Consider the following 20,329-nt stretch of genomic DNA (forward strand, 5'->3'; position numbering starts at 1 on the left):
ATGAATATTCCTGTGCGGTAACACCGCAAATCCGGCAGACGGGAAACCGTCTATCCGGTAATGCGGGAACCGCTTATGCGAGTTTACTCGCGTAACATTTTATCCAAGCCATACACCTCTCTCATAGAGATATCATGCTCAGCATCAATGCTTGTGATATTGATCCTGTAGCTGTCATGTGCGATTCGATCAATAATCGCATCGGCCAATGGACTGTCGTCACCACCAAGCTGATCATACCATTCTTCGAATCCATACTGAGAGCAGAAAATCGTAGATGATTTCTTGCGTCTCCGATGCAAAAGTTCAAAAATGTCCTTTTGCTCGATTTCAGTAGGTTTCAAAAGAAGCCACTCATCAAGAATAAGCACCAGTGGATTGGCATATTTGGCAAGAACTTTTCGGTAATTCCCTTCTGACCGTGCAATCTCAAGATCAATAAGCAGATCTGGAAGGCGGATATATTTAGTAGTGAAATACCGTTTACATGCTTCCATGCCAAAAGCACAAGCCATATAGGTTTTTCCACAGCCTGTTGCACCGGTAATAAAGAGATTCCGGTGTTCCGATATATACTCGCAGGTAGCAAGCCTGCTAATGAGGTTTTTATTAAGTTTACGTCCGGAAGTATAATTGATATCCATGATATTTGCTTCCGGTTGGTCGAATCCGGCATTATGAATCAGTCGTTTCAGGCGGTTGTTCTTACGGTTGCTGTATTCAATATCTACCAGCATCCCAAAACGATCTTCAAATGCAACTTCCTTAAATTCAGGATCATTGAGTTGGTTGCGAAATGCATCTGCCATTGATGTAAGACGCATCTCAATTAATTTATCTATTGTACTCTGATTTGTCATATGTGATTACCTCCGATAGTAGTCAGCACCTCTTGTGATGCCGCGTGCTTTGTGTGTGGTCTTGGAATCCGATGCTTCTGATTCCTGTTTTACAGAACCTGTTACAAGGATGTTTTTGATACTCTTGTAACTTGGCGATGCTGTATAGGATAACGCCTTTTTGCAGGCTGCTTCCAACATAGCTTCTGAATATTTATCCGTAAGCTTCAGAAGTCCCATACAACTTCGGTAAGTTTGTTGTTCCACACGTTTGGAGGTTAGTATCGCATTGACCACAGTGTACGTGTTTATCCCAATTCGCTCAGCCCATTTGCGGAATCGGTCGCCGTTCCATTCCAGATATTTCTGATGGTCTTCCGGCATATGTTCCGTGACAGTGCTGTACTTTCCAGGTCGTCCTTTCAGACGGCGGTGGGAGGCAATTCGGTTATGGTTGTAAAAAATTTCAATGGTGGTATCTGTTACTTTTACATCAACTTTCTTTTTGATGTATTCATAAGGAACTGAGTATAGCATTCCGTCCACAGATATGTGATAATTAAACTGAACGGTGGCTGTTTTCCAGTCGCTCAGTTCAAAACGGGAAGCGGGTAACGGTGCCAGTAATGGCTTTTCATCTTCAAGGAATAAACTGAGCCGGCTTCCCTCTTTCTTTTGAAAGAGCCTTTGGTTGAACTGCTCAAGCTTTTCTCTGATTGCACGATTCAATTCGGCAAGGGAAAAGAACTGTTCATTTCGAAGGGCTGCTGTTATCCAGGTAGAGATATTCCCTACTGTTCCTTCTGCATTCGGCTTATCCTTGGGAGTTCTGACACGCGCCGGAATGATTGCTGTACCGTAGTGCTCAGCCAGTTCCTGATAAGTTTCATTGATCTGCTGGTCTTTCCAGCCGCCATTGTGAACAACTGCTGTCTTGCAGTTATCCGGCACGAGAATTCTGGCAACACCGCCAAAGAACTCGTACATATGGACATGAGCAGTGATCCATGATTTTTGTTTCATATCCAGAAATGCTTCTATATACGCATACTGACTGTATGTCATCACACCAACAAATAGATAGGTTTTGATAATCTCTCTGGTATCAGGATCAATGATTGTTGCAGGATCACCCGCCCAGTCAACTTCCACCTGTTCACCGGGTTTGCGGTTGATATGCATGGTAGCACGTCGCTTTTGCTCATCCTGTTGGATGTGATAGCAGAATTGTGAATACATGAGCGGTTCATCGCCATTGGCACGGCAGTCTTCCATGTATTCTGTCCACAGGAGCTTTTTAGTGACTCCATTACGGAGTAGCTCCTTACGGATGTAATCATAGTCCGGCATCCGCTTAGTGGATGTGGTTTGCTTTGCAGAAGGGAAAAACTTTTCTGCAAGGGCAGCATCCGTGTCATTTTCTGCAAGCGGCCAGGAAATACCCAGTTCTTCTGCACGCTTTAAGACACGGTTTACTGTCTTTTTTGATACATTGCAGCTGTTAGCAATGTTTTGCTGACTGAGATTCAGGCTTTTAAGTCTGAGAATCTCTCGATATTTGGTCATGACTGTGACCTCCTTAAAATGTATTTACACCATTTGGTGCATGATTACATTCTAAGGATATAGAATAAAGGTTTCCACTACCGGAATGGTGGTTTCCTCAAAAACGGATTTACGGTTTCCTGAGTCCGGACAGCAGGGACACGGAGCCCGGATTATTCATCTGAAAACAAAGTGACTTTAAATCTGATCATGCTGAGGCTTTTGGAGGTACAAGCAAATGAGGAGGCTGAGTAATGCTGCGAATAGCTATATGTGATGATGATAAAATTTTAGTTACTCAAATAGAAGAGATGCTCAATCGTTATTTGGATAAAAAGATGATTGATCGTTATATAGATATTTTTTATGACGGAGCTTCTTTGGAAAGGATATATGAAAAAGGAGATCGCTTTGACATTATCTACTTAGATATAGAGATGTCTGGTAAAAATGGCATTGAGGCGGCAAAAAGTATCCGGAAATTAGATAGGGATGTACTTTTGATCTATGTTTCAAGCTATGAGACGTATTTTATGCAATTGTTTGAAGTTGAGCCATTTCGTTTTATTAAAAAACCAATCAAAGAGACAGAATTTGAAGAGGTTATTGACTTGGCATATGAGAGAATCATTGAGGAGGACGCATACTTTGAGTATAAATATAACAAAACGATTGGAAAGGTTCTGATAAGAAAAATTATGTATTTTGAAAGTGCGGGAAGGATTGTCAATATACATACGGAGGAGAGTACTTATCGGTATTATGGGAAACTGGATGAGGTTGAACGACGTTTGATCCAGAACAAGATTCCTTTTTTGCGTATTCACAAGTCGTTTTATGTGAATTTTCACTTTGTTGATAAAATTACTTTTTCAAAACTAATATTGTCGGATGGAACAGTTTTACAGATTAGTCAGGATAGACAAAATATTATTCGGAAAAGGTATTTGGATATTTTTGGGGGGACACTGAATGAGTGAGGTTAGGCTAGTCGTTGCTATTTTGGTTCCGGCCATTTTTACATTGATATTGAAAGATTTTTTTGATCTTTTCATGACGAATAGGTATGAGGGAAAAGTAAAACAGTACACTATTTGGATGCTTTATTTTTTATTAGATACAGTGATAAGTATGAATTTTAAATTTGTAGGCGTAATTAGTATGTTATACAGTTTTATTATTTTAATAGCATTTTGCGCTGTATTATATCGTGACGATATAAAGTATATTACACTTACGGTTCTCTTTATTATATGTATTGGGGCGGCTTCGGAGTTGATAGTTGCTTTGGGGATTAGAGCATTCTTGAATTCTTCACAGCTCCAACAGTTTTCTCTTTTTGGGTCTACATGTTCAAAACTAATTATTCTGATCATAGTCAGAATAGTGAAACTATTTCGCGTGTCTGGAATAAAAAGATTGGATTATATGAATTGGCTTGCTAATGTAAGTATGACAGCAGGGAGCCTATATATTGTATATAATCTTTATCTATTAAGTCTGAATGAAACAAAACTTTTGGGTTCAACCATGTCTTCAATTATTATCCTGCTTTTAAATGTTATATGTTTTAAGATGTTTGACAAGATTGCTGCAGATGCGGAAATCAAGCGTAAAAACGATATTTATAAACAAAGTATAGATATATATAAAAGGGAAATGGAAGAGCGTGAGGAACATAATGAAAAGTTGCGCCGTTTTCGACATGATATAAAAAACCATTTAATAGCAATAGAAAAATTAGCTCTTTCTAAAGAATACGACAGATTACGAGATTACATTCATCAACTTACTGATGAAAAAGGTGTTCTGCAGGTAACCACTATAAGTGGAAATGCACTTATTGATGGACTATTGGCAGATAAATTTGATGTTGCGCGTAAATATGAAATTGCTGTTGAATATCATATTGAAATTCCGACGAAACTTCCATTTGATGATGCCGACTTATGTATTATAGTTGGAAATGCATTAGATAATGCAATTGATGGGACAAAAGATATTGAAGGAGCTAAGAAGATTGAAATAAGTATGGGATTTAAACAAGGAAATTTTTTATTAAAGGTAAAAAACACTTTTAATCCAGAATTAATTAAATTCGACAACAATGGTAAACGCTTGCGTACAAGCAAAACAGATAAAAGTAACCATGGGATGGGAATTGGTCTCATTGAAGAAACTGCGCTGAAATATAATGGATTAATGGAAATAACTATGAATGAAAATCTTTTTTGCCTGTCCGTCTTACTCTACCAGAACTGATTTTTTACGAGTTGCTCAGGATTTTTTACGAGTATCCTCCATTTTCCTTTTTTTGTAGTATAATCCGTACTGTAAAAAATACATTCTTGGAGGTTGTGTTATGTTAAAAAAAACAGTTGCAGGTTATTTGGAAAATGTTGCAGATTTTACCGTAGACGTATTAAACGAAGGAATATGTTTCTTCCTGTTTCATCAGCCGCCATTTCCGGAAAATGCTCGTAAGATGAAAGAACATAAAGAAGAGGAAGAGAATGGAAAAAATAGCCGATTTACTAACTAAGTTTATGATTAGCGAGAGCAGTAGTGAAAATCTAGATTATGAAGTATGTAAATTTGGATTACTTATGGCTATTGAAGTGGCGATTAACACTGTTATTGCGTTATGTATATCGTTCTTGCTTGGAATGTTTAGATATGGAATTCTGTTTTTGACTTTTTTTTCATTGCTAAGAGCATTTGCAGGTGGAGTGCATTTGGAAAGATTTTGGAGTTGTACAGTGTTATCCGGTATGGTTTTGAGTACGGTTTTACTTATCGCAAAATATGCTGTTATACCGTCTATTTTTTCATTTGCTTTATGCCTTGTTATGGGAATTCTAATTTTTATTGTTGGGCCCATAGATGATAAAAATAGAAGGATATCCAGTGATGAGCGTTGCATATTTTATCGAAGGCTTGTATATGTGCTTCTATTTCTTGTTTTCACTTCTGCTTTGGGTGTTATATTGGATGCTAACCGTTTGGCTTTTATTGTATCCCTTACGATGGGGGTATTTCATATAGTACAAATTATCGGCAAAAATAAAAATATGAAATTATTGGAGCAATAGCAGGAGGTATTTCAGTGATTAATATAGCTGTTTGTGATGATGATCTAGAGATAACTAAGAGTATTAATAAACTGCTTATGAAATACCAGGATGAAAGAGATTTAGATTTTACCGTTGATCTTTTTAATGATGGAAGTGGCTTAAAGAGCAGTATACTAAAGGGTAAAAAATATGATCTGATTTATTTAGATATTGAAATGAGGCAGATGAATGGAATTGCTACTGCAAAATATATCAGAAGTATTGATACTACGGTACTGCTCATTTATGTGTCAAATTATGATAATTATTTGAAAGAATTGTTCGAAGTTGAACCTTTTAGATTTATGTCGAAGCCAATTAATGATAAACGGTTTTATATGTTTCTTGACTTGGCGATAGACCGAATAAGGAGTGCAAATGGCATTTACTGTTTCAGATTTAATAAGGACATTTTGACAGTTATACTTAGAGATGTTATTTATTTTGAAAGCTGTGGAAGTAGAGTACATATTGTATTAAAAGGTAAACTGTACAAGTTTTATAAAAAACTAGATGATGTCGAAAAAGAAATTTCAGTCAATTATAGTATTCCGTTTATTAGAATTCATAAATCGTATTTGGTCAATTTTCAACAAATTAGAAAGGTTGGATATACAGAGGTTGAAACAAAAGATGGAAGAATTTTAAAGATTAGTGATACATATAAAAAAGATGTTCGAGCAAGATATAGTAAACTACTTTGGGATGGTGATGTATAATGGCAGGCATAAATATTTTGATTCAAATATTCACTTCTTTCATGTCTTGTTTGATAATCAAATCTTTTTTGGATGCTTTGTTTATAAGGAGGACAATTAAAAATAAAACAATTTTTTTGTGGATATTTTATTTTTTGTTAAGCTTGTATTGTGAAAATAATAATAATATTACACTGCCTAAATTATTTCTGAGTGCAGCGGGTGTACTGGTAATTTGCTTAATAGCCTATGACGGGAAGCTGCATAAAAAAATAGCTATGGTATTTCTGTATCACTTTATATGGATTGCAATAGAAATGCTTTTGGGATATACAATTATGAGTATTGTTAAAGGAAATGATTATGCAAATTTTGAATTGCTTTGTTCTATAATTTGCAAAATTATAATGTTAGCACTCGTAAAAATAATTCCATTAGTTATTGATCCAAGTATAGAATGTGATATGCCAAGCAAGTATTGCTTTATGCTTACAGTTTTGCCGGTAATAAGCACTGTTGTTGTATATAATATATTTCTTATAACGAATAGAATTGATAGACTGGAATTGATTGCTTTTTCGACGGTTTCTTCTACTTTAATCCTTGCGTTGAACCTATTGGTTTATGATATATATATAAAGCTATTGGAACAAACAGAAATAAGAAGAGAAAATGCAATATACGAAAAACAAATTTCCTTATTTCAGGAGCAAATATATGTAAAAGAAACTGCCATGTTAAATGATAAAATGGTTAGAGATAAATTTTATCATCAGCTTTCTTTCATAAAAGAATTGGTTTATCAAAGAGAACTTTCCCAATTAAATGAGTTTATTGATGGTATTATGCAGAACAAAAAAATAGAAAAGGATGGACCTGCCAATTCTGGGAATGTTTTGCTTGATTACATTGTAAATAATAAATGCGAAATTGCTGTAAAACAAGGCATTGAGTGTACTGTAAAAATGGAAGTTCCTTATAAATTTCCTTTCTCGGATGGTGATATCTTTATTATTCTTGGAAACGCTTTAGATAATGCAATTGAGGGAGCTTTGAAGTGTGTATCTAGGCGATATATTCATATTAAGATTATTTATCGAAAAGAAAATCTATTTATAAAAATATCAAATTCATTTGATGGGAAGGTAAAAAAAGACAGGCATGGTCATCTGATAAGTATGAAATCCGATTTGACCCGGTATGGATTGGGGTTAGCTTTAATTGAAAAATCAGTGAATAAATACAATGGTTTATTGAACTTTGATATAGATGAGGAAAACTTTACGCTAACAGTTTTGTTATATTCATAAAATGTATATGGGGGTATTGTAAATCTATGAAAATATTGCTCATAAGTGAAAGTAGTACGGAAGATGATATTTATTGCATGATAGATCAGATTATAAAAATAGATAAAATTATTGAAGCCCATGATATTAGTGAAGAACTGTCATATATAACGGATATTCAATATGATATTATAATTATAAATTATGATAAAGTGCGAATCCGACATGGGGATTTTAAGATGATTTTTGATATACGCTGTAAGACTCAGGCTCCATTGTTAGTTATTCTGGAAGGATGTGAAATACGAGATAAACTGCATGTACTGAATATGAAAGCAGATGATTACATTGAAAAACCAATAAACATAGATGAGTTGGAAGAAAAGATGTTACAGCTACTACATAAATTGTCATAAAACATACGATTTAGAATGTGAATTGAATCGATTAAATTATATAAACGTATTACTAAAGATCTAAAGAAGGAGTAAGCTCCTTCTTTTTTTATGGATTTTATGCTTATGTCTGATGATAGTTTTTGGTGTAGTGTAACGATAAAAGTAAAACTATGACGAAATATATGTCAGAAAATAGTATAAAATCTGAACGGGAAATAAATAAAAAAAATGTCACCAGTGGTCACTATGCAGATGTATTTTTGATCTATATAATAAAGCACACCAGGAGGAAATGGGCTGAAACCTTGGGATGATTTGGAAGAGAATAATTGGGTTGTCAGTGCAATCTTATTTATCTCTTGTGACAGAAACAGGTTTCCGTTTTGCCGGAAGTAAGTCTGAATTGATTTCAGGAGCATCGAGCAGTGCAGTGAAATTCTGCTGAATGATATCCAGTGTCTTTTGTTTTTTCTGTAATTCTTGCTTTTCCCGGACAGTAGTAGCCTGTTCAGATTCAAGATTTTCAATCAGCTTTTGGACTTTATTAGAGCTTGGGATTTTGGTAACTCCGAGATCCAGAAGCTCTTTTTTTAGTGAATCGTGGAGCTGGTATTCTGCCTGATGTTTGGTGCGGTATGCTTTTGGATTTTTATCAGATTTACAATCTTCAATTACTTTACGACAAAGTCGGTAAGAATCGCAGTGTTTCTGAATGACTTTCTGCGTGCTCAGCTCACTGTTGATTTGTGCTATTCTTTGATCGGCAGCTTTAACAGAAGCTTCAATGTCAGAAACATGCTGCTGGAAATCCTCATAATTCAGCAGGTTATTTTCAGAAAGATAGTTGAAGGTACGAGCCGCTTCTTTCAGGTTATTGAGTTTTGCCCATCGTTCAAATCCTTCACGATTTCCTGTTGTTACATAGGTGGAAATATTGATATACAGGCGAGCTTCTCTGGACAGATGCCTTGGAGTTTTTACTTTGTTACGATTTTTAGCCAGCCGGATGCGGACATTTTCTTCTGAATAATAGTTTCCAAGAGATTTTATATAAGTGAAGTTTTTCTGCTCCGGTGCACGGAAGGATAAATGTTTTCCATGTCGAACTTCATATCCTGCTAACTGCATCTTTTGTAGAAATTCCTCATAGTTGATGGAAGTCCAGATTGCTTTATCAACTGCGACACGCAGTTTGGCTTTCCAGCTGGTGCCACGATGGTATTCCATGTTCTCCTTATAACTTTTGCCTTTTTCTCCGGTTGGCATACTGGTGGCAAGTCCATTTTCGTGACAGATATGATTACTGATCCGGCAGATTTTATGATAGCTCCGCTTATTAGAAACATACTTGTGATGATCAACAAAACTTGCAGCGTTGAAGATGATATGGTTATGAATGTGATTTTTATCAACATGGGTGCTGATTACATATTCATATTTTCCCTTTAGCACTTCATCTGCAAATTGCTGCCCCAGCCGGTGAGCAGTTTCTGCATCAACCTCACCAGGCTTGAACGACTGGATCAGATGAAATGCCAGGTTATCACCTTTATCCATTCCGTTCTTTTTTGTCTGTTCTCTCGTCATGGCAAATTCCAAATCAGCTGTTTCAGGAGAACAGCCAAAACTGGAAACCAGTAGTTTTTCATCAGTCTTATCTGGATTGGTAATGTAGTCCAGAGCTTTTTTGTCCGTTACTTTGATTGGGAAGATCTTAATATATGCCATATCTCTTTTACCATCTCTTTCAATTCTTGCATTTCTTCCGGATATAGATCTCCGGTGGTATTTACCTTTTTTGCAATCTGGTTGATATTTATACCAATCTTGTGCATTTCCTCATACTGTTTCTTAAGTGGAGTGGTATCTGTGTTGACGATGTAACCGTCGATTGCCATTTTACGCAGATAAGCTCCCATGTTTTTGGTTTTTGATTCTATCATCTTTCTGCGGATAAGCTTCCGTTCTTCTTCAGTGACATAAAAATGAATTTCTTTGTTTCTTTTTCTTTCAGCCATTATCAGTTTCTCCTTTCTGAGAGGACAGTAGTATCGTTGCTTTCAACGTTTTTCAATTTAGGGCAGGGTACCCTAAATTGGGATTTCCCGGAAGTGTATCCTCACTTCCTGTCCTTGCTGTTTTACCCCTCTATTAGTTAAAGTCAGGAGAACCGGGAAAATGCAAAAGAATTTGGCAGGTAGTACGGGAACTGAAAATATGGTATGATTATGGGCAGGATATCAGAAGAATCAGGAGTTGAATAAACTGTGAAGAAAGAAGAAATTTTTGAATATGTGAAGAAACAGTATGGTACGGTGCCGGAGTATTTATGGGCACAATCACCAGATAATGCTGTGCTACGACATAAGAATGGAAAATGGTATGCTGTGGTCATGACGGTTGAAAAATCGAAACTGGGATTAGAAGGAAAAGATCCGGTTGATATCATGGACGTAAAGTGTGATCCGGACATGACGAATATGATTATTCAGACTTATGGATTTTTACCTGGATACCATATGAATAAGCAGTACTGGATCACGATTTTACTGGATGGTTCTGTCAGTGAGGCTAAGACACTGGACTTTTTGGATATGAGCTATGACCTGATTGACGGAGCAGGCAGAAAAGAAGAAAATGTAAGTGGATTACAGTGATTTTTGAGCAAAAGGAAAACCGGGGATTTTACTCCTCGGTTTTCTGGCTGTTGTGCTTCAGTCTTCAACTTGAAAAATATCTTCTACAGGCACTTTCAGGTAATGTGCCAGCCGGATTGCAATCTCAAGAGAGGGATTTCGTTCTCCACGTTCGATGCGGCCTATCGTCTGGCTGCAGGAACCTATGGCTTCAGCCAAATCTGCTTGAATGAGATTCCGTTCTTCACGAATATCTTTTAATGTATTATTGATTGCCATTCAATCACTTCCTTTGCTTATTGTTATCAGTAGGATCATGAACCTGCTGTTGAAATCTAATGAAATCCTGGAATTTCTGCACCTTTGCATTTCCCGATTACTTTTCCAAAAATCTTAAAAGAGTCAGATTCCAAAACTTGGATAGGACGATATTTTTGATTTAAAGAGATCAGATAAACACCATCTGGCTCATCGTGTAATTCCTTGATGTAAGTATTGCCGTTGAGATAGAAGATTCCAATTTCACCATTAGCAAGAGAATCTTTTTTCTGAATCCATGCAACATCGTCTGTATGATAAAGTGGCTCCATACTATCACCAGAGATCCGCACACCAAAGTCAGTCTGCTCAGGAGCAAGATGTCCTACGTCATAGGTTTCTTTTACAGAATCTTCCAGGTAATTTCCAGTACCAGCAGAAACTGGTTCCCAGGTAATTTCTACAGGATGATGGAATGGGATAATCTTTGCAGACAGTGGAGAAAACTTTTTAGAAGCTTTCAAAATATCAGCAAATTCAATCAATTTATTTCTGCCTTCTTCATTCAATCCACTCATAATGTTATATGGATTTTCTCCAAAGAAGGATTCATATATATCTTCGATATCAAGTAACTGGCAAAGTGTCAGGAAAACATGTAAAGCGGGTTCTCGTGCATTGTTCTCCCATTTGGAGAGTGCTTTTGTAGTGACCTGAATACCTTCCTGAGAAAGCAGGTTTACCAGATCTGATTGAGAGTATCCTTTCTTTTTTCTATTTTCTGCTAATATTTCCCCGAAATCACGCATTTGTTCGCCTCATTTCTATTTGAATTTTCTATATGCATTATACCGTATGTTAGAAATAAAATCAACAATAATCTCCGAAATGGAGAAAATACAACCAAGATGTTACTTGACTATCTCCGAAATGTCGATATATACTAAACATACAGAAATTGATAAGACATTATGTTGAAGGAAGCAGCTGGGAGGTGAAAAGTTTGAGTGAGCGTGTGATCCTGCATAGTGATATGAACTGTTTTTATGCCAGTGTAGAAATGCTACATCATCCGGAATTTGCTGGAATGCCTCTGGCAGTCGGTGGTGATCCGGAAGCCCGGCATGGAATTGTGCTGACAGCAAATTATATTGCCAAGAAAAAAGGAGTAAAAACCGGAATGGCATTATGGCAGGCGAAACAGGTTTGCCCGGAAATTATTTTTGTACCACCACGGATGGATTTATATTTGCGATTTTCTCAAATGGCAAGGGAAATCTATTCAGAGTATACAGATAAAATTGAGCCATATGGAATTGATGAAGCCTGGCTGGATGTATCAGATAGTGGAAATCTGAAAGGAAGCGGAATGACGATTGCGAGAGAAATCAGCCATCGGATTAAATACGAACTTGGAGTAACAGTGAGTATTGGAATTTCCTGGAATAAGATTTATGCGAAACTTGGTTCAGATTACAAAAAGCCGGATGCAATCACAGAGTTTAATCGAGAAAATTATAAAGACAGGATATGGCAGCTTCCTGCGTCAGATTTGCTTTATGTCGGAAGACAGACAAATAAGAAATTGCAAAAACTTGGAATCCGGACAATCGGGCAACTTGCGGAATCAGACGAAAAGTTGTTAGAGAGCCATTTTGGAAAAATAGGAAATGTATTATGGGCTTTCGCAAATGGCTGGGATGAAGATCCGGTTTGCAAGGAAGGGTATGAAGCTCCAGTAAAGTCGATAGGTAATAGCACCACAACACCGAGAGATCTGGAAAATGATCTGGATGTTTGGATCATTCAAATAGCATTGGCAGAAAGTGTAGCTGCACGATTGCGGAAACATGGATTTAAATGCAAAACAGTAGAAATTACAGTTCGAGATAATGGATTGTATAGTTTTTCCAGACAGATACATTTACGACAGCCAACGAATATTACAAATGAGATTGTAACTGCAGCATTTCAGCTATTTAAAGATAATTACAAATGGGAACATCCCATTAGAAGCCTGGGAATCCGAGCTGCGGATCTTGTGTTAGATGATATTCCCGTGCAGTTGGATTTATTTGGAAATCAGGAGAAAAAAGAAAAGTTAGAGAAGCTGGATCGTACTGTAGATGAGATAAGACGACGGTTTGGATATTTCAGTATACAGCGAGCGGCAATGTACCAGGATAAAGTCTTATCCCACTTAGACGCTGGTACGCACACGGTCCATCCACACAGTTATTTTCATGGGTAATTGGAGGGATAGATTTGAAAAAAGCATTAACCAGAAAACAGGAAGAAAGTTATCAGTGTATTTTGAATTATACGAAGGAGCATGGATATCCGCCGACAGTTCGGGAATTTGGAGAGTTGATCGGGGTGAAATCAACATCATCTGCTTTTTCCAGAATCAAGCAGTTGGAGCAAAACGGATATATCCGAAGGATTCCGGCATCGCCAAGAGCAATCGAGATTTTATAGTGAGGTGTCGGCATGAACAAAGTATATGTAGATGTAGTGGCAGAGTTTCGGAAAGACGGACAGCTGGTTCCCATATTTTTTACATGGGAGGATGGAAGAAAGTATAGCATTGACAGAATTTTGAAAATCGAGCGATGCGCCAGCAGAAAGGCAGGCGGTGTAGGAATGATGTACACCTGTATGATACAGGGACAGGAAAGCCATTTGTTTTACGAAGTGGATAAATGGTTTATGGAGAGAAAAACAGCATAAGGAGAGATAGGTATAGACGATATTATTTGGATTATTAACCGGCAGGGATAGTCACTTTCCCTTTATATTCCTGCAGGTTTTACATAAGAAGATGGATTCCGGTCAGCAAAGGCAACTCCCACAATGCCTTTTGGATATCCGCTTCTGCAAATTGTAGTAAGTAATTGCTTCCCATCAAAATCATGGGGAAAGCGAACTGGTCTGAAAGACCGCCAGTTAGTGTGATGATGATAAGGAGATTTTGAAACTGATGACAGACAGAGATTATGCAATTAAATCAATGAAAGAAATTACCTTCCAGATGGCAAGTCATGCACAGGATTATCTGGAAGTTACAATCGAAAGACATTATACTGATATTAAAGAATTGATGACAAGCTATCAGAAATTGATTTTGGAAAATCAGATTGTGTTAGAAGAACTGGATATGGAATGCCAGGAGAAAATCAATGAAGATATGGCATATGCATTGAGTTATCTGAGCATTTATAACAACCAGCTGAATGTGCCAAAGATGCACCGGGAGATGAATAATCTGATGATTATTTATGGATTGTCGGACATGATCTATCGGGGAATGACTTTGGTGAAGTTCTATGCACCGAATGGTGTGATGCTCAGTGAAATCCTTCATTCCTGTTTTTGCAGTCATTATAATAAGACAGATGTGGAAGTACAACAGGAGTTAGGAATAGGCAGGACTTCTTTTTATAAAATGAAGAAGCAGGCACTTGGGTATTTAGGATTTTATTTTTATGAGATCGTGGTACCGCAGGCAAAGGATAAAAGATTTAAGCCGTCACTGGGCGTTGAGGAAGAGTAGGTGAATAATATGAGATACGAAGATTCGATGAAAGGTGTAGCTGCTCAGATAATCAAAGAACAGCTGAGAGCCAGTAAAATTAAAAACAATCCAGAAGAGTTCCATTGGCATGATGAATATGCAACGTTGAATTTCTTTCGGTTTATCTGCAAAAATATCGGTAACTTGGGAAATGGAGAAATTGAAAAAATGGTCACACGCTTGAAAAGCATAGATCAGAAAGCAGTGGAAAACCATGTGAATGGTGCTGTTTGGGCATTTGATTATGATAAGATGTTCTGTGTATTGATGGAGAATGAAATTTGCCGAAAGGTGTGTGAAAAGAATAAATATAATAGTTGGATGAAGCTGATTGGACAGTATTGTATCTCAATGGCTTAAAGATAAAGAAAGTTGCTGGAGAGAAAAAATATTCTCCAGCAACTTTGTCTTTGATGAATAAAGGTCAATTTTTTATTTAACTATTCTCACTATTATTTGATTTAGTGATTTTTTTCTTCTTTGGAGAAACCAGTTTGTGACCGGAATAAATGGACATGCCCATACAAAGCAATGAATAATAGGCAAAGTATTTATGTGCAGAAAACTATTTATGAGAAGATTGCAGAAAAGTACAACACAACACCAGAAGAGGTACGCAGAGAAATGCAGATAGCCATAGATGCAGGATTTGATAATCCCGATCCGGCTGTGCAGGAAGAATGGAAGAAAATGACACTTAAAGGAGACAGACCCACACCGGAAGAAGTAATCAATTACGCAGTAAAAAAACTAAAAGGAAAATAAAAATAAAAATATGAAGAAAAAGATAATTGCATTGATTTCAGGAGCAGTGATCTTGATAATTGCTGCAGGAAGTATTTATGGGAAATCTGAATCTGGTCATAAGGAAGGCGAACCGGATGTAGTTGGAACATTTTCCGTAAATCGAGATGAAAATATTACAGTGGTTGCTAACCGGGGACATATCGGGGATAAAGAAGCTTTTGCAAGAGAACTTTTGCAGATGTACAAGGATGATTCATTTTATTCGACAAAATTCTCCATAGACAGGGGATATGCGACGAGCCTTGATATGAACATCTATTTATGGAAAGAGGATATTGAAGATGGGGAATCGGTAATGACAGCCGAATATAGACCTGTAGAATACGGAGAGGACTATGATGTAGTCAATAATCCTGATAAATTTCAACTATATATAGATGGAAAAGAAGTAGAAGAATAACACGGTGAACTTTTTATACTGAAATATGTACGATTCCAATAATGATATGAACTTATGGGAATATATTGCGGATATTTTGTGAACTTTATCCTGATACAATGATTATGCTGATGAAAGAAGGCATAGATAACTGAATACAAGAAAGAGACGAAAGCCTCAGTAGTTAAGAAAAAACTACTGGGGCTTTTTTTCGTGCCTGAATTTCTCAGCCAATAACTGCGGGCGTATCCCGGCAGGATAAAGGCGGAGCAGGCATGATCCTAAACAGAGGTCCGCCTTCTGGATTTGAAACGAGCAACAAGATTTCAAATTCAGGAGGAACGGATATGTATATTGAACACCCATATTTTTATGAAGGAAAGTACTACGCAAATATTGATGGAGAAATGATCGAGATTACAAAAGAAGTTGCGTATGCGATGAACAATTTTTACAGAAGCAGCAAGGCAAAAAAAGTTGAGATTAAGAACGAGCTGGGGGAAGTCGTGGATAAGATGCTGCGGGAGGTGCCTTACAGTGGACAGTCCATTGATGGGGAAGGATTCATGATTGAGGATTTCCCGGATCTGAATTGTGACGTGGAGCACAGTGTACTGACGAAAATGGAACAGCAGGATATTCACAAAGTGATCGATCAGCTGAATACCGAGGAACGCATGATTATTTATAGCATTTTCTTTGAAAATAAGACACAGACACAGATGGCAGAGATTATGGGGATTTCCAGACAGGTATTAGCGTACAAGCTGAAAACAATCCTTAATAAAATGCGTGAAATGTATATGAAAGAATTTTTTTAAAAAATTTTGGAAAATTTTTTGCATCAGCCGAAGTCATTTGACTTTAGTAATTAGAGGAGCTTTAAGGACTCCCTAAAATGCACCATGATAACTGAATATCCAATAATAACTGACGTGACATTTCATACAGTGAGCACGAGGAAGATGCCGCTATAGGATTATAAGACAAAACCAAGATTTTTGGTTCAGTCTGTAATGCTGCGAAAAAGCACTGACCGAAGCCAGCTGGCAGGCTGGTGATGCGATGATATGTATGAGATGCGATACACTTGCAGATCCTGAGAAGTCTGTAACTGGTAAACCTATGAACTGCTGGAGCCTGGAAACGAGAGTTTCCGGGTTGTGGTCCGGAGTGTGCATCCGGGCAGGTTATTATTCCCTTCCTGCATATGCGGGAGTAACGATTCGGGGTATCGAGGATAAATAGAATCGAGCGAGCACTGTTTAATAATCAAATTGGCTATAGAGGTTATGCGGCAGAGCTTTCCTTATGGGAAAGAAACTCTGCCGTATTCCTGTGGAGCCAATATAGCGCTATGAATGCTTTACAAATAAAAAAAGATTGGAGAGATGACAAGTGACGATTCGAAGAGGCGATATCTTATGGGCGGATCTCGGTATGTTCCCGACAACTTCGGTTCAAGGTGGAGTAAGACCGGTGATCGTAGTGAGTAATAATAAAGCCAATACATACAGTTCAGTCATAACGGTAGTTCCGCTGACATCAAGAATTTATAAGAAACGATATTTGCCAACGCATGTATTTATCAGCAAATATGATATGACGGGAATCCGAAAAGGAAGCTTGGCACTGGCTGAACAGGTTATGAGCATTTCTACGAAATGTATTATTGAGAAATGCGGAAGAGTGAACAAGTGGAGCCTGGATCGGGTACTGAAAGCAGTACGGATTCAGATGGGAATGGAAGGAGAAGGGCATGACTGCAGAGGAATATAGAAATTATCTGGATCAGGATTTCAGTGATGTAGATATCAATGAAATGACTGATCTACGGATGATAAAAGCAGACAGAAATAAGTCACTTCAGGAACGGAGAGATATTTTTCTGAATAAAGTAGGAAATCCTTATCTGGTCCGGATCGGTAATATGAAAGTAAAAGTCAGATTTGCTAATAACGGTATATCTATGGAGCAGGCATTTGAGAATATGCTTCTGAGTGTCTGAAAAAGTACTGGCAAGATTGAGGGGACTGTGTTAGAATGTCGGTAAGGACAAATTATGCAGCCCCCTTTTATTACATGGATTTTCTGACGTAATAAAAGGAGGTAAGATATGTATCAGAATATCAATAAAATCTATCATGCCGCCATCTATGTCAGATTATCTAAAGAAGATGGCGATATTTCCAGTTCAGCAAAACTGGAAAGTAACAGCATTTCTAACCAGAAAGCTTTGATTCTGGATTTCCTGAAAGACAAAAAAGATATTGAAGTTGTTTCAGTCCGAGTTGATGATGGTTACTCAGGCTCTAATTTTGTTGAGGTAAGATAACGATACCTTTTTTGCAGAGGGTGTTATCTTACCTCTTTTTGATGTATGTTAGATAGCATAACTCTTTACGTCGGCTCCTATCTGTCTGAAATAGGAGATACTTTCGGTAGGCTTGTCACCTGTATCAACTCTGCCGACAAAGCTATAAAAGATTTCGATTTTGCGGGTGTTCGTTTCCTTATCCAGTTCGTGAATAAGAATACGGTCAATAAATTCATGGACGTTTTCGTAGGTCAGTTCTTCAATCGCTGTGTATCTGCGTACCAGTGCGACAAACCTTTTTACGTCCGCGCTGCGCTCGGTGGCGTTGTCGATTTCCTGTGACAGCTCCGCAATCCTCCGGGTCAGCGTCTTTTTTTCTTCATCATAGCCGGAAGTCAGAAAAGCAAATTGTTCATCTGAAAGTTTCCCTAAAGCGTTGTCCTCGTAGAGCTTGCGGAATAAGATGTTCAGCTCGTTAATACGGTTCTGCGCCTTGTCAAGCTCTTTCCGCTGCTGTGTCAGCGTCTTTTGTACTGCCTTTGCGCTGCACTCGTTGGCTGTTTCGATAAACTCCTGTTCATGCTCTTTCACATAAGACGTTACTCGCTGCAAGTCTGCAAGGACAAGTTCTTTCAATACGCTTTTGCGGATATAATGCGTAGTGCAGAGCATATCATTTCTTGCCCGGTTGCGGTAGTTGCCGCAAGTGTAGGCGTGTTTCCGTTCAAGCGTCCCGGCTCCGCGTACTGCATACATTTTGTAGCCGCAGTCCCCGCAAAAGAGCAGCCCGGAAAACAGGTCAATTTCATCAACCTTTGTCGGGCGTTGCCGGGTGGCAATCCGCTTCTGTGCAAGTTCAAAGGTTTCTTCATCAATCAAAGGTTCGTGAGTGTTGGGGAAGAAATACCTTTTTTCCTCCGGGTTCTTTTTCGTCTTTTTCGACTTATAAGATACCTTGTAGGTTTTCCCGGTTATGGTATGCCCTAAATATTCTTTCCTTGTCAGAATGTCGTACAGCGTCTTATCCGGCCAGTTGTACCATGCGTTGAGCTGTGGGCGGGGGTGGCGTTTGCTCCCTGTCCTGCGGTAGCGCAGTTCCCCGACGGTCAGTATTTCATTGTCCCGCAGCCAGTTCTGGATTTCACACATACGGTCGCCCCGTACATACATTGCAAAAATCTGTTTTACGACGTGCGCCGTTTCCGGGTCGGGTATCAGATGATTGCGGTTATCCGGGTCGATAAGGTAGCCGTAAGGAGCTTCGCCGTTGACGCGCTCGCCTTTCTGCGCCTTTGCCTGTTTGACAGCCCGGATTTTCTTTGAGGTGTCGCGGGCGTAAAACTCGTTGAACCAGTTCCGCAGAGGGGTAAACTCGTTATCTTCCCTTGCTGTGTCTACACCGTCGTTAATGGCAATGTAGCGCACTTCATATTCGGGAAAGACAATCTCTATCAGCTCCCCGGTTTTCAGATAATTACGTCCCAGACGGGAAAGGTCTTTTGTTATGACGGTCGCCACGTTCCCGGCTTCAACCTCATGCAGCATGGCTTGAAGCCCCTCACGCTCAAAGCTCACGCCGGAAAATCCGTCGTCTACGAAAAAGCGCGTGTTGAAAAAGTGGTGTTCGTCAGCATACTTTTGTAAAATCAGTTTTTGGTTCTGTATGCTCTCGCTTTCCCCGGCTTGCATATCTTCCTGGCTCAATCTGCAATATAAAGCGGTAATCTTGTCTGTCTGTAACATTTTGTCCTCCTTTCCGACGACAGACAAGCATGGTATTTGTACTGTCTATATTATACCACATACCGCTGCCTGTGTCATGTATAAAATGTGAAGAAACGCCCTATTTCCGGGCGTTTGCGGGGTTCAGTTCCATGTCTTTGCGAATGAGTTTTTTTATCTTTTTATCCAGTGTGTCCGTTGCGCGTTCACTTGCGGACGAACATACAAGGTAAGTAACTTTTCCTATTTTATGCTCCGTTGTGGTAACGGGCGTTTGGTTTTGCGTCAAAGAAAATCCCCCTTTCTTTCGCAAACATATAATATAGTCTATGAATAGCAGCAAGTCCACTATTCAATAAAACAAAGGCTTTAATCGGACGGTTATTAGCATAACCTCATGGGAATTTCACCCCGGCATGGTTCTCATGCCGCCCTACCCATTGCCTGCGACGCTCTTAACGCTCGGACTGTGGCTGTAAGGAAGTATCATTGTATATTCTGCGTGTCGTCGCCCGCAAGCCGCTACACTTGCTTTCCGGCGCGGTGTTGGTCGCTCGGCTGTCCGGGCGGGGATAACCTCACCCGGATAGCGTCATGGCGCACCCGCCGTATGGCTCGGCGCAAAAGGAACGTATCCGATTTGCCCTATGCTGCGCCGCCGTTATCTTGCGCCGCTTTCTTTGTCAAGGTTCAGAATGGCTTTGCTGCCGCGTCAGCAGCGGAACGGAAAAGGGGGAGAGAGAAAGCGTCCCGC

At 38.7% G+C, this 20,329-nt stretch carries 29 protein-coding genes and 1 pseudogene; 21 read left to right on the forward strand and 9 right to left on the reverse strand.

The genetic code is table 11. The features are described from left to right. Positions 1-83: 83 nt before the first annotated feature. Both BLP57_RS01235 and istA read right to left on the reverse strand, forming a co-directional pair. Positions 84-860 (reverse strand): ATP-binding protein, encoded by a 777-nt coding sequence (locus BLP57_RS01235; protein ID WP_092068769.1) that lies wholly within the window; start codon positions 858-860, stop codon positions 84-86. 6 nt (positions 861-866) lie between these two features. Beyond that, the gene (gene istA / locus BLP57_RS01240; protein ID WP_092068772.1) at positions 867-2,405 is read right to left on the reverse strand and encodes an IS21 family transposase; all 1,539 of its coding nucleotides are present in this window, start codon (positions 2,403-2,405) and stop codon (positions 867-869) included. A 233-nt stretch (positions 2,406-2,638) separates the two neighbouring features. On the opposite strand from istA, the gene BLP57_RS01245 reads away from it, so the two are divergent. The 8 genes from BLP57_RS01245 to BLP57_RS18410 all read left to right on the forward strand — a co-directional run bounded on the left by BLP57_RS01245 (position 2,639) and on the right by BLP57_RS18410 (position 8,196). Beyond that, on the forward strand, positions 2,639-3,364 hold the full coding sequence (locus tag BLP57_RS01245; RefSeq protein WP_092068775.1) for a LytR/AlgR family response regulator transcription factor: 726 nt from the start codon (positions 2,639-2,641) through the stop codon (positions 3,362-3,364). Beyond that, entirely contained in the window at positions 3,357-4,646 is a 1,290-nt protein-coding gene (locus BLP57_RS01250; RefSeq protein WP_092068778.1) for a sensor histidine kinase, read from the forward strand. The genes BLP57_RS01245 and BLP57_RS01250 overlap by 8 nt, the downstream gene beginning before the upstream one ends. Positions 4,647-4,746: 100 nt before the next feature. Next, positions 4,747-4,926, forward strand: a complete 180-nt coding sequence (locus BLP57_RS01255; protein WP_015528491.1) for a cyclic lactone autoinducer peptide — start codon at positions 4,747-4,749, stop codon at positions 4,924-4,926. Then, complete coding sequence (locus tag BLP57_RS01260; protein WP_092068781.1) at positions 4,898-5,476, forward strand: accessory gene regulator ArgB-like protein; 579 nt, start codon at positions 4,898-4,900, stop codon at positions 5,474-5,476. Before BLP57_RS01255 ends, BLP57_RS01260 begins: the two co-directional genes overlap by 29 nt. A 14-nt stretch (positions 5,477-5,490) precedes the next feature. Further along, positions 5,491-6,216 carry a LytR/AlgR family response regulator transcription factor gene (locus BLP57_RS01265; RefSeq protein ID WP_092068784.1) on the forward strand — a complete coding sequence of 242 codons (726 nt, stop codon included), beginning with the start codon at positions 5,491-5,493 and terminating at the stop codon, positions 6,214-6,216. Then, positions 6,216-7,505, forward strand: coding sequence for a sensor histidine kinase (locus tag BLP57_RS01270; RefSeq protein ID WP_092068787.1), 1,290 nt, complete (start codon positions 6,216-6,218; stop codon positions 7,503-7,505). The genes BLP57_RS01265 and BLP57_RS01270 overlap by 1 nt, the downstream gene beginning before the upstream one ends. 77 nt (positions 7,506-7,582) lie before the next feature. Next, positions 7,583-7,900: a response regulator transcription factor gene (locus BLP57_RS01275; RefSeq protein WP_139148818.1), complete on the forward strand. Its 318-nt coding sequence runs from the start codon at positions 7,583-7,585 to the stop codon at positions 7,898-7,900. Positions 7,901-8,064: 164 nt separating this feature from the next. Further along, positions 8,065-8,196, forward strand: coding sequence for a hypothetical protein (locus BLP57_RS18410; RefSeq protein WP_255363744.1), 132 nt, complete (start codon positions 8,065-8,067; stop codon positions 8,194-8,196). Between the two features lie 34 nt (positions 8,197-8,230). On the opposite strand, the gene BLP57_RS01280 is transcribed toward BLP57_RS18410, so the two are convergent. Together BLP57_RS01280 and BLP57_RS01285 are read right to left on the reverse strand one after the other, a co-directional pair. Further along, positions 8,231-9,610, reverse strand: coding sequence for a relaxase/mobilization nuclease domain-containing protein (locus tag BLP57_RS01280; protein WP_092068793.1), 1,380 nt, complete (start codon positions 9,608-9,610; stop codon positions 8,231-8,233). Beyond that, complete coding sequence (locus BLP57_RS01285) at positions 9,577-9,900, reverse strand: MobC family plasmid mobilization relaxosome protein (RefSeq protein WP_092068796.1); 324 nt, start codon at positions 9,898-9,900, stop codon at positions 9,577-9,579. The genes BLP57_RS01280 and BLP57_RS01285 overlap by 34 nt, the downstream gene beginning before the upstream one ends. A 249-nt stretch (positions 9,901-10,149) precedes the next feature. Between BLP57_RS01285 and BLP57_RS01290 the strand changes: the two genes are divergently transcribed. Beyond that, entirely contained in the window at positions 10,150-10,539 is a 390-nt protein-coding gene (locus BLP57_RS01290; protein ID WP_092068799.1) for an MmcQ/YjbR family DNA-binding protein, read from the forward strand. Between the two features lie 57 nt (positions 10,540-10,596). Here the strand turns inward: BLP57_RS01290 and BLP57_RS01295 are convergent, their stop codons facing one another. Both BLP57_RS01295 and BLP57_RS01300 read right to left on the reverse strand, forming a co-directional pair. Beyond that, positions 10,597-10,797, reverse strand: coding sequence for a helix-turn-helix transcriptional regulator (locus BLP57_RS01295; protein WP_005344265.1), 201 nt, complete (start codon positions 10,795-10,797; stop codon positions 10,597-10,599). Positions 10,798-10,853: 56 nt separating this feature from the next. Then, positions 10,854-11,585 (reverse strand): helix-turn-helix domain-containing protein, encoded by a 732-nt coding sequence (locus tag BLP57_RS01300; protein WP_012744271.1) that lies wholly within the window; start codon positions 11,583-11,585, stop codon positions 10,854-10,856. 194 nt (positions 11,586-11,779) lie between these two features. On the opposite strand from BLP57_RS01300, the gene dinB reads away from it, so the two are divergent. The 5 genes from dinB (at position 11,780) to BLP57_RS01325 (ending at position 14,710) form a co-directional block, all read left to right on the forward strand. Beyond that, entirely contained in the window at positions 11,780-13,027 is a 1,248-nt protein-coding gene (gene dinB, locus BLP57_RS01305; protein ID WP_023922632.1) for a DNA polymerase IV, read from the forward strand. 14 nt (positions 13,028-13,041) lie between these two features. Further along, positions 13,042-13,254 carry a LexA family protein gene (locus BLP57_RS01310; protein ID WP_023922630.1) on the forward strand — a complete coding sequence of 71 codons (213 nt, stop codon included), beginning with the start codon at positions 13,042-13,044 and terminating at the stop codon, positions 13,252-13,254. 12 nt (positions 13,255-13,266) lie between these two features. Beyond that, the gene (locus BLP57_RS01315; protein ID WP_005344271.1) at positions 13,267-13,506 is read left to right on the forward strand and encodes a hypothetical protein; all 240 of its coding nucleotides are present in this window, start codon (positions 13,267-13,269) and stop codon (positions 13,504-13,506) included. A 280-nt stretch (positions 13,507-13,786) separates the two neighbouring features. Then, positions 13,787-14,329: a hypothetical protein gene (locus BLP57_RS01320; RefSeq protein ID WP_227073814.1), complete on the forward strand. Its 543-nt coding sequence runs from the start codon at positions 13,787-13,789 to the stop codon at positions 14,327-14,329. Between the two features lie 9 nt (positions 14,330-14,338). Beyond that, a complete protein-coding gene (locus BLP57_RS01325; protein WP_055059686.1) occupies positions 14,339-14,710 on the forward strand; it encodes a hypothetical protein in 372 nt (123 codons plus the stop codon). A gap of 76 nt (positions 14,711-14,786) precedes the next feature. Here the strand turns inward: BLP57_RS01325 and BLP57_RS18160 are convergent, their stop codons facing one another. Next, positions 14,787-14,873: a hypothetical protein gene (locus BLP57_RS18160; protein ID WP_330389289.1), complete on the reverse strand. Its 87-nt coding sequence runs from the start codon at positions 14,871-14,873 to the stop codon at positions 14,787-14,789. 8 nt (positions 14,874-14,881) lie between these two features. Between BLP57_RS18160 and BLP57_RS01330 the strand changes: the two genes are divergently transcribed. From BLP57_RS01330 to BLP57_RS01360, 7 genes and pseudogenes are all read left to right on the forward strand, one after another. Continuing rightward, the gene (locus tag BLP57_RS01330; RefSeq protein ID WP_092068802.1) at positions 14,882-15,115 is read left to right on the forward strand and encodes a sporulation initiation factor Spo0A C-terminal domain-containing protein; all 234 of its coding nucleotides are present in this window, start codon (positions 14,882-14,884) and stop codon (positions 15,113-15,115) included. 10 nt (positions 15,116-15,125) lie between these two features. Then, the gene (locus BLP57_RS01335; RefSeq protein ID WP_092068805.1) at positions 15,126-15,557 is read left to right on the forward strand and encodes a hypothetical protein; all 432 of its coding nucleotides are present in this window, start codon (positions 15,126-15,128) and stop codon (positions 15,555-15,557) included. A gap of 326 nt (positions 15,558-15,883) precedes the next feature. Then, complete coding sequence (locus BLP57_RS01340) at positions 15,884-16,357, forward strand: sigma factor-like helix-turn-helix DNA-binding protein (protein ID WP_173021065.1); 474 nt, start codon at positions 15,884-15,886, stop codon at positions 16,355-16,357. Between the two features lie 253 nt (positions 16,358-16,610). Beyond that, positions 16,611-16,784, forward strand: a complete 174-nt coding sequence (locus tag BLP57_RS01345) for a hypothetical protein (protein WP_226840949.1) — start codon at positions 16,611-16,613, stop codon at positions 16,782-16,784. Between the two features lie 150 nt (positions 16,785-16,934). Then, positions 16,935-17,315 (forward strand): type II toxin-antitoxin system PemK/MazF family toxin, encoded by a 381-nt coding sequence (locus BLP57_RS01350; RefSeq protein WP_092068812.1) that lies wholly within the window; start codon positions 16,935-16,937, stop codon positions 17,313-17,315. Continuing rightward, entirely contained in the window at positions 17,296-17,544 is a 249-nt protein-coding gene (locus BLP57_RS01355) for a DUF6870 family protein (RefSeq protein ID WP_092068815.1), read from the forward strand. Before BLP57_RS01350 ends, BLP57_RS01355 begins: the two co-directional genes overlap by 20 nt. Positions 17,545-17,652: 108 nt before the next feature. Beyond that, positions 17,653-17,856: pseudogene (locus tag BLP57_RS01360) on the forward strand (recombinase family protein); the annotation flags it as partial. A 63-nt stretch (positions 17,857-17,919) separates the two neighbouring features. Here the strand turns inward: BLP57_RS01360 and BLP57_RS01365 are convergent. After that, positions 17,920-19,596, reverse strand: coding sequence for a recombinase family protein (locus BLP57_RS01365; protein WP_002569190.1), 1,677 nt, complete (start codon positions 19,594-19,596; stop codon positions 17,920-17,922). 100 nt (positions 19,597-19,696) lie between these two features. After that, positions 19,697-19,924: a transposon-encoded TnpW family protein gene (locus BLP57_RS18415; RefSeq protein WP_004613661.1), complete on the reverse strand. Its 228-nt coding sequence runs from the start codon at positions 19,922-19,924 to the stop codon at positions 19,697-19,699. Positions 19,925-20,329: the final 405 nt, after the last annotated feature.

The organism is Blautia sp. SF-50, assembly GCF_900101315.1.
In the GTDB taxonomy this organism is placed as follows: Bacteria; Bacillota; Clostridia; order Lachnospirales; family Lachnospiraceae; genus Blautia_A; species Blautia_A fusiformis.